The organism is Holdemania sp. (genome assembly GCF_986127675.1).
Map to the genome: position 1 here is coordinate 1 of NZ_CFQZWI010000019.1, position 20,007 is coordinate 20,007.

19 protein-coding genes are annotated in these 20,007 nt (G+C 49.7%); 10 read left to right on the plus strand and 9 right to left on the minus strand.

Going from position 1 to position 20,007, the window contains the following annotated elements:
• Positions 1 to 711: 711 nt before the first annotated feature.
• The 3 genes from AC5OW4_RS04915 to AC5OW4_RS04925 all read left to right on the plus strand — a co-directional run bounded on the left by AC5OW4_RS04915 (position 712) and on the right by AC5OW4_RS04925 (position 4,926).
• Positions 712 to 3,237 carry a ribonucleoside-diphosphate reductase subunit alpha gene (locus tag AC5OW4_RS04915; RefSeq protein ID WP_195395496.1) on the plus strand — a complete coding sequence of 842 codons (2,526 nt, stop codon included), beginning with the start codon at positions 712 to 714 and terminating at the stop codon, positions 3,235 to 3,237.
• A 153-nt stretch (positions 3,238 to 3,390) separates the two neighbouring features.
• Positions 3,391 to 4,437, plus strand: a complete 1,047-nt coding sequence (locus AC5OW4_RS04920) for a ribonucleotide-diphosphate reductase subunit beta (RefSeq protein WP_295770305.1) — start codon at positions 3,391 to 3,393, stop codon at positions 4,435 to 4,437.
• 132 nt (positions 4,438 to 4,569) lie between these two features.
• The gene (locus AC5OW4_RS04925) at positions 4,570 to 4,926 is read left to right on the plus strand and encodes an FMN-binding protein (protein ID WP_195395498.1); all 357 of its coding nucleotides are present in this window, start codon (positions 4,570 to 4,572) and stop codon (positions 4,924 to 4,926) included.
• A gap of 345 nt (positions 4,927 to 5,271) precedes the next feature.
• On the opposite strand, the gene AC5OW4_RS04930 is transcribed toward AC5OW4_RS04925, so the two are convergent.
• From AC5OW4_RS04930 to AC5OW4_RS04940, 3 genes are all read right to left on the minus strand, one after another.
• A complete protein-coding gene (locus AC5OW4_RS04930; RefSeq protein ID WP_072685158.1) occupies positions 5,272 to 5,691 on the minus strand; it encodes a hypothetical protein in 420 nt (139 codons plus the stop codon).
• Positions 5,692 to 5,723: 32 nt separating this feature from the next.
• A complete protein-coding gene (locus tag AC5OW4_RS04935) occupies positions 5,724 to 6,929 on the minus strand; it encodes a helix-turn-helix domain-containing protein (protein WP_195395499.1) in 1,206 nt (401 codons plus the stop codon).
• A gap of 434 nt (positions 6,930 to 7,363) precedes the next feature.
• Complete coding sequence (locus AC5OW4_RS04940; protein ID WP_072685156.1) at positions 7,364 to 7,600, minus strand: helix-turn-helix domain-containing protein; 237 nt, start codon at positions 7,598 to 7,600, stop codon at positions 7,364 to 7,366.
• Between the two features lie 109 nt (positions 7,601 to 7,709).
• On the opposite strand from AC5OW4_RS04940, the gene AC5OW4_RS04945 reads away from it, so the two are divergent.
• The 3 genes from AC5OW4_RS04945 (at position 7,710) to AC5OW4_RS04955 (ending at position 8,849) form a co-directional block, all read left to right on the plus strand.
• Positions 7,710 to 7,949, plus strand: a complete 240-nt coding sequence (locus tag AC5OW4_RS04945) for a helix-turn-helix transcriptional regulator (RefSeq protein WP_072685155.1) — start codon at positions 7,710 to 7,712, stop codon at positions 7,947 to 7,949.
• 2 nt (positions 7,950 to 7,951) lie between these two features.
• A complete protein-coding gene (locus AC5OW4_RS04950; protein WP_072685154.1) occupies positions 7,952 to 8,218 on the plus strand; it encodes a hypothetical protein in 267 nt (88 codons plus the stop codon).
• A 316-nt stretch (positions 8,219 to 8,534) separates the two neighbouring features.
• Positions 8,535 to 8,849 carry a TIGR04076 family protein gene (locus tag AC5OW4_RS04955; protein WP_072685418.1) on the plus strand — a complete coding sequence of 105 codons (315 nt, stop codon included), beginning with the start codon at positions 8,535 to 8,537 and terminating at the stop codon, positions 8,847 to 8,849.
• A 22-nt stretch (positions 8,850 to 8,871) separates the two neighbouring features.
• On the opposite strand, the gene AC5OW4_RS04960 is transcribed toward AC5OW4_RS04955, so the two are convergent.
• Complete coding sequence (locus AC5OW4_RS04960; protein ID WP_072685153.1) at positions 8,872 to 9,630, minus strand: AraC family transcriptional regulator; 759 nt, start codon at positions 9,628 to 9,630, stop codon at positions 8,872 to 8,874.
• Between the two features lie 110 nt (positions 9,631 to 9,740).
• On the opposite strand from AC5OW4_RS04960, the gene AC5OW4_RS04965 reads away from it, so the two are divergent.
• Both AC5OW4_RS04965 and AC5OW4_RS04970 read left to right on the plus strand, forming a co-directional pair.
• The gene (locus tag AC5OW4_RS04965) at positions 9,741 to 10,913 is read left to right on the plus strand and encodes a glycoside hydrolase family 88 protein (protein WP_072685152.1); all 1,173 of its coding nucleotides are present in this window, start codon (positions 9,741 to 9,743) and stop codon (positions 10,911 to 10,913) included.
• Between the two features lie 10 nt (positions 10,914 to 10,923).
• Entirely contained in the window at positions 10,924 to 12,951 is a 2,028-nt protein-coding gene (locus AC5OW4_RS04970) for an alginate lyase family protein (protein WP_195395503.1), read from the plus strand.
• A gap of 160 nt (positions 12,952 to 13,111) precedes the next feature.
• Here the strand turns inward: AC5OW4_RS04970 and AC5OW4_RS04975 are convergent, their stop codons facing one another.
• From AC5OW4_RS04975 to AC5OW4_RS04985, 3 genes are all read right to left on the minus strand, one after another.
• Positions 13,112 to 13,927, minus strand: a complete 816-nt coding sequence (locus tag AC5OW4_RS04975; RefSeq protein ID WP_195395504.1) for an alpha/beta fold hydrolase — start codon at positions 13,925 to 13,927, stop codon at positions 13,112 to 13,114.
• A 130-nt stretch (positions 13,928 to 14,057) separates the two neighbouring features.
• Positions 14,058 to 14,636, minus strand: coding sequence for a hypothetical protein (locus AC5OW4_RS04980; RefSeq protein ID WP_195395505.1), 579 nt, complete (start codon positions 14,634 to 14,636; stop codon positions 14,058 to 14,060).
• Between the two features lie 46 nt (positions 14,637 to 14,682).
• The gene (locus tag AC5OW4_RS04985; RefSeq protein ID WP_195395506.1) at positions 14,683 to 15,093 is read right to left on the minus strand and encodes a hypothetical protein; all 411 of its coding nucleotides are present in this window, start codon (positions 15,091 to 15,093) and stop codon (positions 14,683 to 14,685) included.
• Between the two features lie 436 nt (positions 15,094 to 15,529).
• Between AC5OW4_RS04985 and AC5OW4_RS04990 the strand changes: the two genes are divergently transcribed.
• Positions 15,530 to 15,940: a hypothetical protein gene (locus AC5OW4_RS04990; protein WP_072685149.1), complete on the plus strand. Its 411-nt coding sequence runs from the start codon at positions 15,530 to 15,532 to the stop codon at positions 15,938 to 15,940.
• Between the two features lie 129 nt (positions 15,941 to 16,069).
• Positions 16,070 to 17,344, plus strand: coding sequence for a hypothetical protein (locus tag AC5OW4_RS04995; protein ID WP_195395507.1), 1,275 nt, complete (start codon positions 16,070 to 16,072; stop codon positions 17,342 to 17,344).
• A 603-nt stretch (positions 17,345 to 17,947) separates the two neighbouring features.
• Here AC5OW4_RS04995 and AC5OW4_RS05000 read toward each other — a convergent pair.
• Both AC5OW4_RS05000 and AC5OW4_RS05005 read right to left on the minus strand, forming a co-directional pair.
• Entirely contained in the window at positions 17,948 to 18,559 is a 612-nt protein-coding gene (locus AC5OW4_RS05000) for a hypothetical protein (protein ID WP_195395508.1), read from the minus strand.
• A gap of 109 nt (positions 18,560 to 18,668) precedes the next feature.
• Complete coding sequence (locus AC5OW4_RS05005; RefSeq protein WP_493676724.1) at positions 18,669 to 19,559, minus strand: HAD-IIB family hydrolase; 891 nt, start codon at positions 19,557 to 19,559, stop codon at positions 18,669 to 18,671.
• Positions 19,560 to 20,007 lie beyond the last annotated feature (448 nt).

Here is a 20,007-nt window from a genome sequence, read left to right on the forward strand (position 1 = left end):
GCTCTTCCGATCTAGCTGGAAAATCTTCAGGAACTGATGATTGAGACAAAATAATCGGCGATCACAAGAGTAAAATCTGAATTTACACTGGGGTAATGTCCCGGTGTTTTTTATGCGAAAAAAGCCAAAGAATACGGTTTTGTGCTTGTGGGCCTTACGTTGTCACTGGTGAAAGCGTGAGGTCAGAAAGGCGGTGAAGTCTGGAAAAGCGAACCGGAAAAGACAGGGGAATCCACGCTGCGAATGGATTGGGAAAAGAAGCCAACATTCGAGAAATGAAGATACGGGTCTTTTAATTTTTGCGCAGATAAGATAAAATAAGTAACGGACATAGTGAGATTTCCTTTCTGTATGGTGTGGTAACTTTATTGTAACGGGAATTCTTACCTATGTCTTTTTTTATGTTCAAGATAAAAAAGGCACTGGTTTCCACCAACACGAAAATTTATAGAACCCTTTTTTTATGTTCAAGAAAAAAGCACTGGTTTCCACCGACGTTAAAATTTATGAAATTAGAAGATATAGAACCTTCTTTTTCGATTCCCGGCCCTGCCTCCGATCCAACCTTCTGTTTTTCCTTTAGCCCCGCTTCGAAAATCGCGGGCATATCTTTTCCTTTGCGCGGACAACTTTTGTATAATAAGCACACCAACGCCCGGAAATATTTGAAACGGAAACCGGGACAAGAGATCATGCAAAAGGAGAATCAAAATGGAGATCATCAAACGAGATCAAAGCGTTCAAGCCTATGATCGCCGGAAAATCAGCCGGGCGGTGAGCGCGGCTTTTGACAGCGTGGGCCATCCGCTGCCGGACATGAAGAAGGAAGCCATTCTCGATCAGGTAGAAGTCCAGATCCGCACTGCGGCGGAAATGGCCCCGGTCAGCGTCGAACAAATTCAGGACTGGGTGGAACAGGCGTTAATGCGTCAGGATTGTTATGAAGAAGCCCGCCACTATATCCTGTACCGTCAGGAACATGCCAGGCTGCGCGATCAGATTGATCAGCTTTGCCGGATCATTCCGGATCCGGAAATTTTGGCCGCCTGCCGTCAGCTGCAGCGTGATTTTCCTCAGCCGGCGATGTCGCTTGACGCTTTGATTCAGAAAGTTCAGGCTTTTTCCAAGGAGAAGATGAAACGCTCCCAGCAGCTTGACAATCTGATCCGCGCCTGCATCGAGCTGATCAGTCCGCACACGCCGCAATGGGAAATGGCCGCGGCCCGGTTTATGATGATCAAGCTGCGCCGCTCCGTCAGCCAGCGGATGCAGCAACAGGGGATCCGCACATTGGCCCAGAAGCTGTTATATCTGGAATCGCAGGGTTTGATCAACGCGAGCTTAGCCGAGCATTACAGCTATAACGATTTAAACCGGCTGGAACAGGCGATCGACTACGACCGCGACCAGCTGTTCAACGCCAGCGGTCTGGAATTGTTGATCAAACGCTATCTGATCCGCAATCATCAGGGTGAAGTTCTGGAACTGCCGCAGGAGATGTTTATGGGGATCGCGATGCATCTGGCGATTCCGGAAGGAAAAAACCGCGTCGAATGGGCGATCAAAATCTACGATGTCTTAAGTCAGCTGAAAGTCACGATGGCGACGCCGACGCTGGCCAACGCCCGCAAGCCGAAAGCACAGCTGGCTTCATGCTTTATCGACGTCGTTGCGGATTCTCTGAAGGGAATTTACAAGTCGCTCGACAGCTTTGCGCAAATCTCCAAACAGGGCGGCGGCATGGGCCTGTACTTCGGCAAGGTCCGCGCTTCCGGCAGTGATATCCGGGGATTTCAGGGCGCCGCGGGCGGTGTGCTGCGCTGGATCCGGCTGGTCAATGATACCGCGGTAGCGGTTGATCAGCTGGGCGTGCGTCAGGGGGCCGTCGCGGTTTACCTTGACTGCTGGCATCGGGATCTGCCGGAATTCCTTCAGATCCGAACCAATAATGGCGACGATCGCATGAAGGCGCACGATGTCTTCCCGGCAGTGTGCTATCCGGATCTGTTCTGGCGGATGGCAAAGGAAAATCTGGATCAGAACTGGTATTTGCTCGACCCGCATCAAATTTGGCAGGTGAAAGGCTATGCGCTGGAAGATTGCACTGGCGAGTTGTGGGAACAGCGCTATCAGGAATGCATTGCCGATCCGCGGATCGAAAAACGCGTGATCTTATTAAAGGACCTCGTCCGGCTGATTCTGAAATCGGCTGCTGAAACCGGCACGCCATTTGTCTTTAACCGCGATCTTGTCAACGCGATGAATCCCAATCCTCACCGCGGTGTGATTTACTGTTCCAATTTATGCACGGAAATCGCACAGAACATCGCGCCGGCTGGAGAAATTGAGACCCGGCTGACGGAGGTCAATGGGGAAACGGTGATCCTCGAACAGGCAAAAGCTGGAGAGATGGTCGTCTGCAACCTCGCCTCCCTTAATCTTGGCCGGCTGAATACCGAAGATGAAGAAGAACTGCGATTGGTCATCGAAGTGACCGTGCGGGCGCTTGACAATGTGATCGATCTCAACGCCTACCCGCTGCCCCAAGCGCAGCATACGGCCAAGCTCAGCCGGGCGATCGGCTTGGGCGTCAGCGGCCTGCATCACTGGCTGGCGAAGCGTTCGATCTTCTTCGAGTCTGACGAACATTTGAAAGCGGCCGACGCTCTGTTTGAAGCAATCAATTACAATGCGATCCGTGCCAGTCTGCGGCTGGCTCAGGAAAAAGGCCGGTATGCCTATTTTGAAGGCTCCGACTGGCAAACCGGCGCTTATTTTACCAAGCGCGGCTACACCTCCGACGCCTGGCAGTTGCTGGCTAATCAAGTGGCGCGGGATGGTTTACGCAACGGCTGGCTGCTCGCAATCGCGCCGACCAGCTCGACCTCGGTCATTGCCGGCACCAGCGCGGGCGTTGATCCGATCATGAACAAGTTTTTCCTTGAAGAGAAAAAGGGCAGCATCATTGCGCGCGTCGCTCCTGAGCTGGATGAAAAAACCTATTGGTATTACAAGAAAGCTCATCAGATCGACCAGACCTGGGTTGTCCGGGCCGCGGGCGTGCGGCAGCGGCATATCGACCAGGCGCAGTCCGTCAATCTTTATATTACGACCGATTATTCCCTGCGGGATCTGTTGAACCTGATGATTCTGGCTTGGGAGAAAGGCGTGAAGACGCTTTATTACGTCCGCAGCCAGTCGCTGGAAGTGGAAGAATGTGAGTCCTGTTCCGCCTGATTCCCAATCAGACAAGGTTTGTCCAATGGCGCAGCTCTGCCTGTTGGCGGAATCTTCCTCATCCCATCACGAATCAATCTTCAATTCAGGACCATCTCTAAAACATCAATCTTCATTTCAAGACCACCGTCACAGATCAAGGGAGGAACCACGATGTCAGAACAACTCAAACGCAAAGCGCTGTTTAACGCCCAGGGCGATACCGACGTCCGCCAGCGCCGGATGATCAACGGCAACACGACCAACCTCAATGATTTCAACACGCTGAAATATGGCTGGGTATCGGACTGGTATCGTCAGGCGATGAACAATTTCTGGATTCCCGAGGAAATCAACCTCGGACAGGATCTCAAGGATTATCCCAAGCTGGAACCGGCAGTGAAGACCGCACTTGATAAAACACTGTCGTTTCTGATCTTTCTCGACAGTATCCAGACAGCCAACCTGCCCAACATCGCCGAGGTGATCACGGCCAACGAAATCAATCTGTGCCTGACGATTCAGGCCTTTCAGGAAGCGGTGCATTCCCAGAGTTACAGCTACATGCTCGATTCCTTCTGTTCGCCGGATCAACGCACAGAGATCCTGTACCAATGGAAAAACGACCCGCGGCTATTGAAGCGCAATGAATTTATCGGAGGGCTGTATAATGAGTTCATGGAACAACGCACGCCGGTGCAGCTGATGAAGACGCTGATCGCCAATTACATTCTTGAAGGAATTTACTTTTACTCGGGATTCATGTTTTTTTACAATCTCGGCCGGATGGGACTGATGCCCGGCTCAGTGCAGGAAATCCGTTACATCAATCGCGATGAAAATACCCACCTGTGGCTGTTTCGCAGCATGATTCTGGAGCTGCGCAAGGAGGAGCCGCAGCTGTTCACGCCGCAACTGGAACAGCTTTACCGGGATATGCTGAAACAGGGCGTCGAAGAGGAGATCGCATGGGGCTGCGCAATTCTGGGCGATGAGATCCCGGGGCTGAACAAAACGATGATCCGCGATTACATCCGCTATCTCGGCAACCTGCGCGCCCGGGCAATTCATCTGGAAATTCTTTATCCGGGCGAAGAGGAAGAACCGGCGTCGATGAAATGGGTCAGTCAGTATGCCAACGCCAATCTGATCAAAACCGATTTCTTCGAAGCCCGCTCCAGCGCTTATGCGAAGGCTTCCGCCCTCAAGGACGACCTGTAAGCCGCTGATATCTTTAATTTAAAGCGATTTTTCACAAGAACGAAGCGTTCAGGAATTGACATTGGAAACGGGTGTTGATATGATTAAACCATCGACAATGTTCGATATTTTTGGAAGGAGAAAGAAATAACCATGAAAAAGTTTTTAGCACTGGCTCTGGCTGGCATGATGGTTCTGTCCATGAGCGCTTGCGGAAGCAAGGATAAGGGCGGCGACGCTGCTGGCTACAAAGATGGCACATACACCTCCACACAGAAGGGCAACAACGGCGACGTTACTGTCGAAGTTAAGATTGAAGGCGGCAAGATCGCCAGCGTCACAACTCCGGAACAGGCCGAAACTGCAGGTCTGGGCGATGTCGCGATGGAAAAGATCTGCGCGGCGATCGTCGAAGCCAACTCTGCGGAAGTCGATACGGTTTCCGGCGCTACCAACTCTTCTAACGCGGTCATCAAAGGCGTTACTGAGTGCTTAGATCAGGCGAAATAAGGATTTTAAGAAACCTCACACACTTTCTCTAAAAGCGTGAACAACTGAATTTGAAAGTGAGGAAAAGGGGCTGAACAAAAGTCAGCCCTTTTTTATGTTCCAAGGTTGTCAGACAATCCAGAACTTTTTGAAGCATAAGACAGAGTGCGGAAACAGAGGATAATTAATAAGGCGGGTCAGCAGCATCCTTGCCTGGAAATCCCCCCGGAAATGAAGCTTGAAATCAAAAAGAGAAACATGAACAAAGGGAAAGCGCTTGGCAAAAAGCGCTTTACCCCCTTGAAAAGCTGATCGTGATCGTTGCTGACAAACAAACTCAAAAAAAGGATTGAACGATTGGAAAGTTCAATCCTTTTCCTGTGGTAGACAGTCCATCTGACGAATTGTTTCGATGATCAGCGCATTGCTTTGAAGACAATTTAAAATAGCCAGAAAGGTCTCGATCGGATCTTGGATTTGATCGGCATCCAGCTCTCCGGTCACCTCGACTGAGGACTTCCCGCCAGCCTTCATTTCAGTCAGATAAACTTCTTCGATGATTTCCTGAATCTGATCATTCATTTTCTGGATTTGATCAAAAGCAAACAGGAAAAAAACAGCGGTCGGTTTCTTGTCTTTGAAAAACCGGCGCAGCACTGCGGAGGATTCATTTTGATCCGCCCATGCCGTGTCAATCCGTTTCTGTAAATCGGATTGAATATCCTCTACGCTCACCTGATTATCCTTCGCCAGCTGTTCAAACAGCTCCTGTACCCCTTCAAGCATAATTGTCCCCTTTCTCACGGAAATGACCGCGTTTATTTTTTGCGGTCAACCAGATTCTGATAGTAAATAGCCTTGGAATAATTGTTTTTGCGAAGATAGGATTCACATAACAATTCAGTGATGAATTTGGCGGATAAATCGTCGCCCAGCTTCAGCGCAAATTTCTGGAATTGGATCAGCTGATGCTGCAATTCGACTTCCTCCTGCGCCAGCGTCAGATTGACGATCGTGATAAACTGCGAGGAAAAAGGATTGGTTTTGTCCTGATGGCAGGTTTTAATCAGCGCCGCTGCTTCCTCCATCTGATTTAATTTATATAAAGCCCAGGCTTGCATGGCGCGGTGAAAATCAGTCAGTTCGACAGAGGCTGCATACCGAATGCAATAGCGTTGAACTTCTTCATATTTTTTCGCCAGAATGCAGGTAAAAAGAATATTCTGGAGCACCTGTTTCCGCTGAAATTCGGGAATCTTTATGATCGTCTGATCCAGAATGGAAGTGGAAATTTCCAACGCTTCCTCAAACATTCCATTTTCAGAATACAGAACGGCTTCAAAAGACTTGCTGAAAATCAGCCGGAGGTAATTCTGTTCATCCAGAAATGAGCGCTGGGCTTTCAGATTGTACTTGTCCGCCAGAAAGTGGTTGTTTTCCCGGGCATAGCAGATAGCCAGATTGTAGTGCGCAATCGAAGTTACGGATTCTTTTTCTTTCATGCTCAGCGCTTTCAGCGTGTATTCCTTAAACAGATCGCCGCGGACATCCGCAAAAGACATTCCCAGATACAGATAATAAAGTTGAAGCAGTTCGGGAGTCAACAGCTTTACACATTGCTTCAGGATATCCCGCGTTTCTTTGATCTGTGCATAATTTTTATTGACGACGTGCGTGATAAAGGCAGCCAGCGTGAATTTCAGCGCCAGCTCAGATTCCATAAGGCTGGATTCCGATTGGGATAGTTGATCGAACAGTGTGTTCATCGTGACTGCATCGTAAAAAGCCGCCGCCGTGATCAGATCATCCATCAGCTTGTCAAATTTCTGAATCTGTTTGTTATTCTTCTTGATTCCAATCCCCAGCTGACGCAGAATTGCCGAGGTGATTGCCGGATCGACCTCCTTTCCCGATTCGATCTGGCTTAAATAACTGGCTGTGATATGGCATTCATGGGCTAACGCCGCCGCTTTAATTCCTTTTTTCAGACGGGTTATCCGTATTAAAGCGTTGATCTGTTTCATTCGCTCTCCTTTACTGTAAATTTTATCAAAACGCCGCAGGGCAGCGCCGAGTTTCCAGCGATCTTTATTAAGCGTGTTTCCTTGTTTAAAGTGAGTTCCGATAATATAATTTTTATATCAAGTACTTGAAAAGAGAGGAGTAATCAGGGATGAATTTAATTTACTTATCTGTTTTATCAGGTACTTTTCCTTTATTTGGTTTTTACCAGTTTTTAGGCATTTAAGCTGAACGGTCACGGGATGATTGCGCTTCGCTTCCTTGGCGATGACGGGACGGAAATAAGAAATGAGAAATCCGGAATCATATCGGAAATCGCAGATTTCTTTCCATGCCGAAATCTAAGTCAAGGAAAACCGAAGCGGATCATCCTCTTTTCTTTTCTGTTGCGCAAGGTGTTCCAACCTGGGAATCGGCAGCTTTCTGTGGCAGGAATTCAGGTGAAGCGGGCCTGACCGCGCTGCAGGAGGTCGACGATCTGGTCCCAATCATAACCCAGTGCCGTCAGGATTACGAAATAATCGGGAACCGGGCAGTTTCCGCCTTGTTCCAGGCAAGTCAGTTCTTCAATTTTAATTTTAGTTATGCGGGAAAGGGCTTCGATTGTCATGCCTTTGTCGATCCGGAGTTGACGGACGGTGGAACCGACGTCGGGAATACCTTTGTTTATCATAATGTTAGCACATAACCTCCAAACCAATTTTATCATGCAGCTAGTTATAATAAAAGCAGGAATTGGAAGTTATTGACTAATTCAGTGTTGATACAAAGGTAGCGATGGCATGAAATTGAACGAAGCGACGCTTAAGAGAATCGACGAACTCCGCGCACAACGCGGCTGGACTTATTATGAATTGGCCAAGGTCAGCGGAGTCAGTAAAAATACATTTTACAATTATAAACGGGAGCCGGATAAATATCTGACGCTTCATACGTGTTGTAAGATCTTGGGCGCGTTCAATATGTCGTTCAGTCAATTCTTCGACAGCGAGTTATTCGACAATTTAGAGGATGGACTATAACGATGAAATTTAGTGAAGCATTACGCATCAGAATTAAAGAATTATGCGGGGAATATGATCTGAATCCAAGCACGCTGAGTCAGAAGGCCTGCGGCAACAGCACGATTTCCAGTTTTATGTCGAAGGATCAGGAAACGCTGTATATGCCGACGATTTACAGTATCTGTCTGGCGCTGAATCTTTCGCTCAAGGAGTTCTTTGATTCCCAATGCTTCGACGATATTGATGAAATCAACGAGATCCGCAATCAACATCAAAGTCCCCAATAGCGATGGCGAACTTGATCGGAAAGCGGGGCGGCAGAGGATCCGAGCCCGCCGACAGGCATTGCGATCGGGGGCTGAAATGAAGTTGTGATAAACATTGCATCATAGACAACGAATCCTTGCCGCAAAGACAAGGTTTTTTTGATCTTCAGCGGAAAGGTTTGCACAGAATAAATCCAGGCAGGATGCATTGAAGCAGCCCCAGGCACAGCTCACTGATTCATCCGGCAAAGGATCGAAAGCGAAAGCTGGAAATCCTTCCGGTCCCCGGTTCTTAAACCGGTGCTGCAATGAAAACAAGGAAGGAGCGGGAGAAGTTATGAAAAAATGCAGAATTACCGTAGCGAAAGTGACAGAACATACCGACTTGATGGCGCGCTATGAAAATCCGATGCTGCACGCCTGCGATCTGCGGGAAGGGCAGGTCTTTATCGCCAACGGCTGGATGAAACCGGAAGGCTTGTGCGACAGCGCCTGGTCGAGTCTGTCCCCGTTTGTGATGACGCTGGCTCACGGCGGGGAAAATCTTTATGAAGGCTGGATGAAAAATCCGCGCTCCGCCATGATCTCCTGCAACGACGGTTTCCGTCCAGTCAGCTTCTATATTGAAGCACTGGACGAGGACGCGGATTGAGTTAACTATTCCCGATAAGGATTTATAAGGGATGCCGCCGCTGATACACCTTCGGCGATACGCCTTGAATCTCTTTAAATAATTTGGAGAAATAAAACAGATCGTCAAAGCCGGACTGCCATGCCGCTTCACTGACCGAGATGTCCGGTTCCCGCAGCAGCTGGGCTGCTTTGCGGATTTGAAGCGTCCGCCAGTAGCGCAGCGCCGTGACGCCGGTTTCCTGTTTGAACAACGCCCCGCAGTACACGACGTTCAGGCCGGTGACCCATGCCAGATCCTCCATCGTGATGGTCTGCGTCAGATGCGATTCGATGTAGCTTTTCATCTGCCGGACATGCGGATTCTCCTGCTGCGCCCAGGCCGTCTGGTACAGCTCGTCCAGAATCTGATAGAACACCGCTTTGCAATGCAGCCGGGACAACGGCTTTTCCGTCAGCCAGTGCCGGTTGAAATCCTGAAACAACGGCAGATAGAAATCAAGCGAATCCAGGGTCAGAACCGGCTGAGGCAAGGCCGGCAGCGGCTGATCGCTGAAAAAATCAAAGGATTGCAGCGTCAGCGGCTCCTCCGCAAACCGCTCCGCCTCCCGCAGACTGCCCGCCGGGATTAAAAGCACCTGATTCTCAGTCAGAACCTGTTCGTTATCGTCAGTTTTATACAACGCTTTTCCCTTTAATATGAACACAAGGTTGTTGTAGTCGATGCGATCCCGCTTCACCCGCCATTCTAAAGTACATTCCCGTTGAATTGCATAGCGGAACGTCACGCTGAAATCCTGCATTTCCCTTCCTTCTTTCTTTAATTTATACAAAAAAACCTTAACCTTCCTATTTATCATAGCGAAAAATGATGATAAACTCAAGACAGAGAAGAAAGAGAGGTTTCCCGTTCATGGACCGTATTCAATTTTTAGATAAACCCCTGGCGGCAAAAGCAGAAATCACCGCCGCGCTGGACCGTGCCTGCGCTCAGGTAGAAAAAAACCTGCCTGCGTTCACGTATCAATATCAGGCTGCCAGCAGCACCGATTTATTCTACCAGCCGATCATCAACATGGACTGGACCAACGGCTTCTGGACTGGCGAGATCTGGCTGGCTTATGAACACACGAAAAAGAACATCTTCAAGTATGCCGCACTGATTCAGGTGGAGGACTTCTACAAGCGGATCAATGAGGAATTCAGCGTCGATCATCATGACCTTGGCTTCCTGTACTCCCTCTCCTGCGTCGCGGGCTACAAACTGACCGGTGATGAAACGGCGAAGAAAGCGGCGATCATGGCGGCGGAGAAGCTGATCACCCGCTTTCAGGAAAAAGGCGAATTCATTCAGGCCTGGGGCGAGATGGGCGATAAGGACAGCTACCGGCTGATTATCGACTGTCTGTTAAACCTGCCGCTGTTGTACTGGGCGAGCGAGGTCACCGGTGATCCGAAGTTTGCGGACATCGCGCACAAGCATATCCGCACGGCGATGAAGTGTGTCGTGCGTGAGGATTACTCAACGATCCACACGTATTTCTTCGATCCGGAAACCGGCCTGCCGCTCAAGGGCGTCACGCATCAGGGCAACCGCGATAATTCCGCATGGGCACGCGGGCAGGCCTGGGGCGTTTACGGTACGATTCTGAGCTATCAATATACGCAGGATCCGGAATACCTGGAGCTGTTCCGCCACATCAGCGATTACTATCTGCGCCATCTGCCGAAGGATCTGGTTCCGTTCTGGGACTTCGATTTTACCGACGGAAGCAGTGAACCGCGCGATTCCTCTTCAGCGGCGATTGTGATCTGCGGCTTTCTGGAAGCGGCGAAAGTGCTGGACAAAGAAGAAGCGGAATACTATACGAGACTTGCGTATCAGATGATGAAATCATTGATCGACAACTATGAGGTTAAGGATTGGGATTCGACCAACGGCATCCTGCTTCACAGCACCTATAACCGCCACACGCCGACCAACACCTGCCGCAACAAAGGCGTCGACGAGTGCTGCAGCTGGGGCGACTACTATTATATGGAAGCCCTGACGCGGATGGTGACGGACTGGAATCGGTATTGGTAAGGAGCAAAGCATGAAGAAAAGCGAATTTTTTGCACAGAAGAAACAATTTTTTGTCAATGACACCGCGGCGGTGAAGGACTATGTTCTAACCCATTGCGCGCAGGATCAGATTGACAAGATCATCGCCCGGGCGGACGAAGCCTGCGCACAGAGCTTCCGTTTCGATCTGCGCTGGGATATGGAATACACGGAAATTCCGGTCGTGTTTGAAAAGGAAATCAACTGGCTGCATCAGCCGGCGGATGACCCGGAATGGATCTTTGCGTTTAACCGCCATCATTTCTGGATCACGATGGGACAGGCGTATGTGCTGACCGGCGATGAGAAATACGCCGAGGCGTTCGTCAAACAATGCAAGAGCTGGATCTGCCAGATCAACCTGCGCGATCCGGACTGTGCCAACGCCTGCCGGACATTGGAAACCGGAATCCGAATGAACCTGTGGATCAAGGCTTTCTGTCTGTTCCGCGACAGTCCGGCGCTGACCGACAGTTTCTGTTCGTTGTTTGAGGAATCAATCCTCGAGCAGGAAAAGTTCATCGCCGAAGTCTGGAACAGCACGAAGATCATTTCCAACTGGGGCGTGCTGGAAAACCACGGCTTGTTTACGGCAGCCTTGTTGATGCCGGAACATCCATTCAGTGAGGAAATGCGCAGGGAAGCGCTGTGCCGGCTGGATCTGCAGCTGCAGCGGCAGGTGTATCCGGACGGCGTGCATTGGGAACAATCGACGATGTATCACAACGAGGTCGCGCAGGATTTTCTGGAAGTGAAGATTCTGGCCGACCGCAACGGCATCGAGCTGCCTTTTGGATATAATGAACGGCTGGCGAAAATGATCGACTTCTGCGTCGAACACCGCAAACCGGATGGGATTGAAATGGCGATGGGCGACAGCGATGATATTGACGTGCGCGACATCATTACCAAAGCAGCTGTCAGCTTCAACAATCCAGCCTGGAAAGCCGCCGGGTATCCGGAGTTTGATTTTGACTGTGTGTTTGATCTGGGGGTGGAAGCGGCGAAGGCGTATGCTTCCATGCCGTCCATGCCCTCCGGCAAGCGCAGCGTTATCTTCCCGGACAGCGGACATATTTTCTGGCACAGCGATGATTCCGCGGATCAAACGTGGCTGCATTTCACCAACGGCGTCCATGGCGGCGGGCATGCCCATGAGGACAAGCTGCATGTCGATCTGTTTTACCGCGGCGAGGATATCGTGCGCGACAGCGGCCGGCTGACGTATGTTGATAAGCCGGAACGGTATGAGTTTAAAGGCCCGAAGGCGCACAATGTCATCGAGCTGGACAATCAGCCGTCAATTCGCTGCAAGCGTTCCTGGGGATATCATAAGCGCTCCTGGTCGCTGAACACACAGATGAGTCAAGCCGGCAGCTTCCGGCTGGCGCAGGGGGCGGCGTTAGGCTACATGGATTTGGAAACCGGCAGCGCGGTGCTCAGCCGGAAGGTGGTCTGGCTGCGGGAAGATCTGATTCTTGTGCATGACGAGATTTATGCCAACCCGCAGGATAAGCATAAAATTGTGCAGCGCTGGCATTTCTCGCCGGACGCTCAGGTTACATTAAAAGGGCAGACGGCGGGACTGACGCTGAACAACAGCGACTGCGAAGTGCTGACGCTGGCGGAGCAGGCTGAAGTCCGGCTGACGGACACGCGGCTGTCGCTGCATTACAATACGACGACGCCGTCGGTCATGTTGGAAACCGAGCTGAACGAAGCGGGTTTCACTTCGATCACAACGATTTTCTCACTCAACCCGAAAGGGGAAAAAGCGCCGTGCTTCGCGGTGCCGGCTCCGGTCAGTCTGGTCAGCCGGCAGGATCGTCCGTTTGCGAAATCGGTCGCGGAAGGCTGGGTGATCCAGAAGGGCGCCGATCAGTTCACCGTGATGATCGCGCATGAGGATTACATGGGACCGTCTGACGTCGTGCTGATCAACGAGCGTCAGGGCATGGGACATGTGATCGTCTGGTCCGGACTGGATAAAGAACAGTGGGGCACCACGCTGGCTTATTAAGCGGACTGTCAAGGGAATCAGTTTAGAATCAAGAATTGAAAGCAGTATAAAAGACTCTCGCTCAACCGGATTGACAGAAATCCGCATGAGGGGGAGTCTTTCTTTTGCACTGATGCACCGCCAGACTATGATGATCGCAGGGGACAACCTTGGCAGATCGTTATGCCTGAGATAAGAAATCAAGGATCCGTTGTTGAAAATCACCGGCTTCCTCATAGGCGGCATGACCCAAGCCCGGATAAATTAAAAGAGATGCCGTGTTCAGCTTTTCAGCCAGATCGCGGGAAGCCTGAACACCAACGATGTGATCACACTCGCCTCCGATCACGAAGACCGGGCAAAAGATCCGATGGATTTCTTCCAGCGCGTCATGATCAAGACAAGCCTGAGCCTGCGTGAGAAACCGGTCGAAGGTTTGGGGTTTCCCCCATCGGCTGAGCAGAGGGAGGAGCCGGCGGTATTTTTTGAGATAGGCGTCGGAGTAAGACTTTTCAGCCGTATCCGTCATCAAACCGGAATAATCCGACTGTTTTGCCATGTGGATCCAGCTTTGGAGGGTGGCGCGGGTTGTTTGTCCGGGCTGTGCTGTGGTGAGGGCCAAAACAAGGCGGCTGACAAGCTTTGGATAATCAATCGCGAGGTACTGGGCGATCATCCCACCCTGCGACACGCCCAGAATGGCGGCGGCTTTAATGCCTAAAGCTTTCATGGCAAGCGCCTGATCGGCAGCCATCTGCCGCGTGGAATAGATTGGGGGCAGCGTATTGCGGCGGCTGAACAAATAAACTTTAAAATGCCGGGCAATCCGCCGATAGCTGAACGCAAAAGCGAATGCCTGAAACTGACCATGAACCGGGGTCAGTCCATCGCCTAATCCGGGCAGAATGACCAGTGTTTTTGGACCTTTTCCAAAGACTAGATAATTCATCGTATCGCCGTTGACGGCAACTTGGGCGCTGCGAGCAGAAGTGAACATCAAAATTCCCCCTTATGAACGAAGTCGTTGTCTTCTTTGTATTTCCCGGACATGTGCTGAGGACGGCGGTTATTTGAATTCCATAAATCAGAGTCAGAGAACTTGAACCAAGCACTTTCCCGGGAAATAATCAGACCGCTAATTTTAGAAATGTTTCCTCAGCTGCGGGTTTTATCAGATCGCGCAGAATGTCGGGCAGCTCAATGACGATCAAACGGTCGTTACTCCTGATCGTCCAGATCACAGATGCAGAATAGCCGGATGAAGCGGAATCTGAAACCGCCATGGTTTGTTCCGTCCATTTTACACCGTCAGATTCATGGAGCGTTTCACTGGGACCGCTGAAAATCGTGGACAGACCGCAAGCTTGATCACGCTTTTGTTCATTCACATAGAAAAGCACAGGTTCACCGGATTCCCGCAGAATTTGGTAGGTGGTATAGCTGGCGGTGGCAGCGGAAGGCAGGGCTAAGACAGGCGTAAAATTTTCTGCCCAGATCAGGGTTTCAATCACCTTCATCTCCTCGCCAGCCTGAAATTGCCGCTGAGTATCAATGAACAGGAAAGGGGCGCTGCGAACCTGGAGGCCGGTGCAGGCCGGATTTTCCATGGAATTCAGAACCCGGATATTGTCGTTGCGGTAGATCAGACCGCCGACTAACAAAAGCAGGATCAGCAGAATGGTGAGAAGGAGGCGATGTTTTTTCATAAGGTATTCTCACTTTCTAAAAGCGTAACTAAAATCAGAATTTCGCTTATTTTGTCTGAGTTTCGATCAGGTGACGAAAAGTTTTCTCAACGGTCGGCTGAATCCGTTCGATCAGGAAATCAGAGGCAGAGATCTGAATTTCATAGGTGCGTGTCTGAAGCGTCCAGATTCGATCGAATCGAACTTCAGACTGAGAATTGTTAACCGGTTCGTCTTGTTCAAACCAGAGAACGCCGTTTTCTTCTTGCATCAACGTGCGGTTAAGATCGGACGTGAGTGCGAATTGACAGCTGAGCGGCTGGTGATCGCGATGCTGTTCCAGCACGGTCAGCGGATAACTCGGACCCTTTGGATTCAGCCGAACCCAGTAATCCCCCACGATCCCCCAAGGTGAAGAAAAGAGAGCCAGTCCAGGAAGGAACTCACGGGTTTTGATGTCCATGCTGAGAAAGGTCATATCATCCTCGGCCTGAAACTGCCTGTTGAAATTTGGAAATAGAAGCGGTGAATTCTGAACGGACAACCAGTAACAGGGATGATCGCTCGTCCGTTCCTGAATGACATGGATATTTGCCGTCCGGTACAGCGCAAGCAGGCTCAGGAAAAGGATGAATATTATCGAACTTCGGCGTATTAGGATATTCTTTTTCATGCTTTCACCTTTAACTTTCTCTCTGAATGATAAGGCAAGCCACACTTTTTTTCGTAAATCACACAAATTCCTGCTTCCATCTTACCAACGAAATTTGTAAAAGGGAAGCGATCTTTGAAATACAGAAGAATGAAAGGGAAAAAATCCATTCTGTAAAATATGGAAGGTTTAGTAAACCTGAAAAATCATAGTTGAGCTTTTGGGGCAGGCTATTTATACTGAAATCAAGAGGTGATGAACAATGATTGAAACGTTTAGAGTCAAAACCAGTCTGGATGAATTTGAGCGCATCGTGCTTCTCTACAAAGCGCAGGATGGAAAAACATTCATCGGACATTCTTTCTATTACGGCGGCCGCGACGGTTCGGAATATCTGTTGTTTCTGTATAAAGATCCGCTGCCGCAGGGTGGCTTATTGGAAGGCTGGAATGAATTAGATGAAACGTCCTATCATATCACGATCGTCGGCGTTCATGATCACCGGATCGCGGTTGAGGACTTCCTCGTCTGTCACAATCCGGAGCTGACCTGGGAAGATGTAATCTATGTACCGGTGCATGATTTTACCGAGGTGGACAGCGTCTATAAAGAATTGAATCCGCAGCCGGGACGGGCGTACGCGTTTGTGATTGGAAAGAGCGCAGCGGAATAACAAAACAGAATCATAGCGAAACAAGCGGGCACATCGAGGGAAAGATGGAAGCTCGCTTTTCTTTGCGGATGGAAATGCGGCGTGGGGAATATGTTATAATAAGAAAAAGAAAGAACAGGAGGGTTGGCGATGAGTATTGGACTTTCGTTTGAGGCTCAGATTCAGGATGTAAGTGAAGTCCGGGAAGAAATTATGGACTTGGCGGAACAGTGGAACATCCCGGCTTTTCCGGATGAAAACAGCGTGAGCTTATCGTTCTGCCCGATTGGAATTCTGGAAATTCAATTCCAACAGGAAGAGATGAATCATTGGATCATGTCAGGTGAGTGCGTGACGACGCCGGCGGGACCGGGGCTGCACAAAGCGGCCGCTGATTTTATTGAGACGCTGGCGGATCGGCTGAATCTTGAAATTCTGTTTGAGGATGAAGCGGAATATATGATCTACCATGATTTTAAGAAAATGGTAGAGGATCATTTTTATCCCTGGCTGGCAACGCTGACGACGATTCCGATTCATCAGATGGAAGAGGATGAATATACCAGCCTGTGCTTATGCTGGGATCTGAATCAATATATGCCCCGGGAAATTCCCGGCACGATCATCACGCACATGGGCCGATTTTCAATTTCCGCATTGGCTGAGAAGCTGGAAGACGGCATCGAGGCATTCGCCGATCAGTTCTTTATCTGGAAGAATCCGATCAAGGACGCACTGTATTACCGGAACTGTGCGTTGAACCAGTTGTGGGAGCATTGTTATTTCGCGCCGTCTTCCCGCAGTGAGCTGGATCGGCAGACCAACGAATTTATCTTCTCCCATCTGGAACAGGCGCTGATGATGGACCGAACGCTGCCCTTTCCGATTGAAGCGTACTACAAGCTTTGTCAGCTGGATGGCAAAGATCCGCTGGATCTGACAGGGGTTCCTGAGCTGTGCTATGAAACAAAGATCGGGTATCGCCGGGACCGGATCACGCAGGATTTCGGCAACGTCAAGTTTGTATTCCCTGGGAAATATAAATATGAATATAAGCAGACGGAACAAGGCCGGGGAATCAATTTATGGACAGATGGAAGCGACCCGCGCTGTCCGCTCTGGCAGATCACCGGGTTTTCCCGCAATCAGGGAGATGCGATTTTCTTTGAGCAGGGATTTGAGAAAGTCCAGGATATCGAGGAATTCCAGGCGGGTGAGGGCGTCTGTCGGTATGGCTGGTATGCGTCCAAGGACGAACTTCAGCTTGCGGCCCAGATTATTTGCGGCGCACAGCTGACGTTGATCACCGTGACTCTTCCTGATGAAGGGCAGCGGGAAGGGGTACTTGAACTACTGCACGCTGTCCGGGCGCTGCTTCCAAAAGAGGAAGTTCGGCAACAGGCGACGTATACTTTGCGGCAATAGTTCTGTTTTCCTGGCGGATCATGTTTTCCTTGCTTACTAAGGCGGAAAAGATCCAACATGGCAAAAGGATTGCGTATACACAGATACGGATCTATAAGTTGTTAAAAAATAAAAATCAGATTTCCCATGTTAAAGAATGAGAGTGAATTAATTATGAAAAAAAGCGCAATATTTGCATTATTACTCCTGTGCTCCGTTCTGACAAGTTATATCTTCAGAGATATGGATTTTTTGGCGAACGTTTTTATAATACTGAATAGCTTGACATTTATAATGACTGTCCTATTTCTAGTCATTGAACATGTTCAGTATAGAAAATAAGCTGAACAAGGATAATTTACTTGGAAAAATGGAAAACAACTGAATTTGTGGCAATGCTTCAGATTGAAGCGGACATTGCTTTGTACTAAAACCTGGGTGAACCAGGCTTTTTTCTGGTTTACTGTAAAAATTGTACCTGCTTCTTCGTGCGAAACAGCGCTTTTAATGAAGAAAGAAGAAAGAAATCCTGTTCATGTTGGCAATTCACATCAAAAAAGGTTCTGGCATAAACGCCAAAACCTTCGATCTTCATTCTTTAAAAATGGATGATCTGAATTTCCTTTATCGAAACTTGACGGTGATCAACAAAGCCCGGTCGGCATCGACCTGTTCCGGGTGTTCTAAACTTTGCATCAGATCGTTGACCTCCATTGAAAGCTGTCCATCGCTGCCGCCATCTTTTTCAAGTATCAAAAGCAGCGGCACCGGTTGGTTCAACGGAACGTCGATGGTTTCATCCAGACGATCCGTTCCGCGTGCTCCCCAGTCTGAAGTGAAATAAGCACCGTCTTCGCCAATCGGGACGCCCGGGGAAGACACGCCGCCGCAAGACCAGGCAAAGCGGGACTGATCGGCTAAAACCTGAATCATCAGGATTTTATCGTCGTGTTCAAGCATCCCGCTGGTTCCGCCGCCGGCCTCCTCCTGCCATTGATGATCCGCGTTTAACGTCCAGCTCTGAACTTCCAGCCCATCGACGGTCTCGTTGAGGTGCAAATCAAAAAAGAAGGTGGAATCCCCTTGCGGCATTAAATCAAGCAGAGTCTGGGTATCTTCGGAAAGCGTGTGCGGCGACACGCTTAACGGCGCTGTGGCGGTTGGTGTGGATTGACAGGCAGTGAACAGGGCAACAAGGCCGGATAGCGCCAAAGCGCGGAACAGTTTATTTTTCATGATTGTTTTTTCCTTTTATTATGATCTATGCTGCATCTGAAAACAGACCTGCGTTTTTTACGGGAAAGACTGAAATTTGAAGACCAGAGACAAGTCCGAGAGGAATTGTTTAGTAGATTGAAGCGTGGGAAGATCGGAAGATTTCGAGAAAATTTCGATCATTTGCGGCGGACGGCTGTTCGCATGCCGCATTGTACCGCAGACAGGCGTCGATCAAATCATGAACCGAATCGACAGAATAAGGAACCTGAGCTTTGATCGCCGGGCGGGCTGAATTCATCGCGAAGCCATATGGAATGCTTTGCAGCATATCCAGATCGTTCTGTTCATCGCCGATGGCGGCGGCCTGCTTCCGATCCAGACCTAACCGATCCAGAATCTCCAATAAAGCAGCTCCCTTGCTGCAGCCTGCGCAGCTCATTTCCACCAGATCCGGACCGCTGCTGGTCACGGCCAGCCGGCCTTGGAAATGTTTGCCGAAGTAATCCAGGAAAAATGGGAGCCTTGCCGGATCGGCCAGGATCATAAAAATCTTATTGGGATACGCGGTTTGCGGCTGGTTCAAATAATCGCGGACCTGTCGCAGGTAAAGATCTTCTGGGAATCGCTTTTGAATCAGGCTGTCAGCCTGATAGGTGATCCGCTCGGTGATGTCGATATCCAGTACGAAATCCAGTTCATCGCGAAAGGGTTCGCACAAATCGCACAGCTCGTTCAGCTCCGGCGGCATGACTTCCCGGCTCCATAAAAGCTGGTCGTTCAGTATCACCTTCGCGCCGTTGCAGGCGATGATATCGCAGTCGACAGCGTAATCGCGGATGATTTCCTCACGCGTACATGCCCGTCTTCCCGTGGCGATCAAAAACCGATTGCCCGCATCCTTCCAGCGGATAATCGCATCCCGGTTGGCCGGCGTCATTTTCCCCAGTTCCTGCGCTCCATGATATAACGTGCCGTCCAGATCGCTGGCGATCAGCCGGATTGGTTTTCTGTCCTTCATCTGTGGTTTCTCCTTTCCTCCCTGAAAAAATCCGTTAAAAACAGGGTATCACAATCGCTGAAGAAAGGCAAACCGGATTCCCGATCCGCGGCAATTTCTCCTTATTTAGTATAAGGAACAAAACAGATCTTTCATCGTTGCGATCAAAGTCCGTCCGCAAAGGAAAACCTTGTAGGAAATGGCTTTATGAAGTCAACCCGCGAAAGTCAGATCGAAATCAATCCGGCATCCGCAAAAGACAGATGCAGCGCTTCCTGCCTCCGCTTGATCAGGCAGTTCAGTCGGAAAAGAATCCGAAAAGGAAGGCAGAACTTCTTCATCAAAGAAAACTCCTGATGTAAAAACTCATAACGTGTTTCAGAAGAAAGCAAAATCCTGGCGATGAAAAACGATGAAACATCAATTTCATGGGAAGAAGTGCTTTAGAACAGGAGAGAATTTTGCTATA

Excerpts from the sequence above, each read along its gene's own strand:
- AC5OW4_RS04930 (WP_072685158.1), bottom strand. The coding sequence starts at position 5,691 with ATGCTTGAAGGGGTACAGGAGCTGTTTGAACAGCTGGCGAAGGATAAT.
- AC5OW4_RS05000 (WP_195395508.1), bottom strand. The coding sequence starts at position 18,559 with ATGAAAAATAAACTGTTCCGCGCTTTGGCGCTATCCGGCCTTGTTGCC.
- AC5OW4_RS04995 (WP_195395507.1), top strand. The coding sequence starts at position 16,070 with ATGAGTATTGGACTTTCGTTTGAGGCTCAGATTCAGGATGTAAGTGAA.
- AC5OW4_RS04970 (WP_195395503.1), top strand. The coding sequence starts at position 10,924 with ATGAAGAAAAGCGAATTTTTTGCACAGAAGAAACAATTTTTTGTCAAT.
- AC5OW4_RS04940 (WP_072685156.1), bottom strand. The coding sequence starts at position 7,600 with ATGATAAACAAAGGTATTCCCGACGTCGGTTCCACCGTCCGTCAACTC.
- AC5OW4_RS04950 (WP_072685154.1), top strand. The coding sequence starts at position 7,952 with ATGAAATTTAGTGAAGCATTACGCATCAGAATTAAAGAATTATGCGGG.
- AC5OW4_RS04935 (WP_195395499.1), bottom strand. The coding sequence starts at position 6,929 with ATGAAACAGATCAACGCTTTAATACGGATAACCCGTCTGAAAAAAGGA.
- AC5OW4_RS05005 (WP_493676724.1), bottom strand. The coding sequence starts at position 19,559 with ATGAAGGACAGAAAACCAATCCGGCTGATCGCCAGCGATCTGGACGGC.
- AC5OW4_RS04945 (WP_072685155.1), top strand. The coding sequence starts at position 7,710 with ATGAAATTGAACGAAGCGACGCTTAAGAGAATCGACGAACTCCGCGCA.
- AC5OW4_RS04955 (WP_072685418.1), top strand. The coding sequence starts at position 8,535 with ATGAAAAAATGCAGAATTACCGTAGCGAAAGTGACAGAACATACCGAC.
- AC5OW4_RS04920 (WP_295770305.1), top strand. The coding sequence starts at position 3,391 with ATGTCAGAACAACTCAAACGCAAAGCGCTGTTTAACGCCCAGGGCGAT.
- AC5OW4_RS04965 (WP_072685152.1), top strand. The coding sequence starts at position 9,741 with ATGGACCGTATTCAATTTTTAGATAAACCCCTGGCGGCAAAAGCAGAA.
- AC5OW4_RS04960 (WP_072685153.1), bottom strand. The coding sequence starts at position 9,630 with ATGCAGGATTTCAGCGTGACGTTCCGCTATGCAATTCAACGGGAATGT.
- AC5OW4_RS04980 (WP_195395505.1), bottom strand. The coding sequence starts at position 14,636 with ATGAAAAAACATCGCCTCCTTCTCACCATTCTGCTGATCCTGCTTTTG.
- AC5OW4_RS04990 (WP_072685149.1), top strand. The coding sequence starts at position 15,530 with ATGATTGAAACGTTTAGAGTCAAAACCAGTCTGGATGAATTTGAGCGC.
- AC5OW4_RS04925 (WP_195395498.1), top strand. The coding sequence starts at position 4,570 with ATGAAAAAGTTTTTAGCACTGGCTCTGGCTGGCATGATGGTTCTGTCC.
- AC5OW4_RS04975 (WP_195395504.1), bottom strand. The coding sequence starts at position 13,927 with ATGTTCACTTCTGCTCGCAGCGCCCAAGTTGCCGTCAACGGCGATACG.
- AC5OW4_RS04985 (WP_195395506.1), bottom strand. The coding sequence starts at position 15,093 with ATGACCTTTCTCAGCATGGACATCAAAACCCGTGAGTTCCTTCCTGGA.
- AC5OW4_RS04915 (WP_195395496.1), top strand. The coding sequence starts at position 712 with ATGGAGATCATCAAACGAGATCAAAGCGTTCAAGCCTATGATCGCCGG.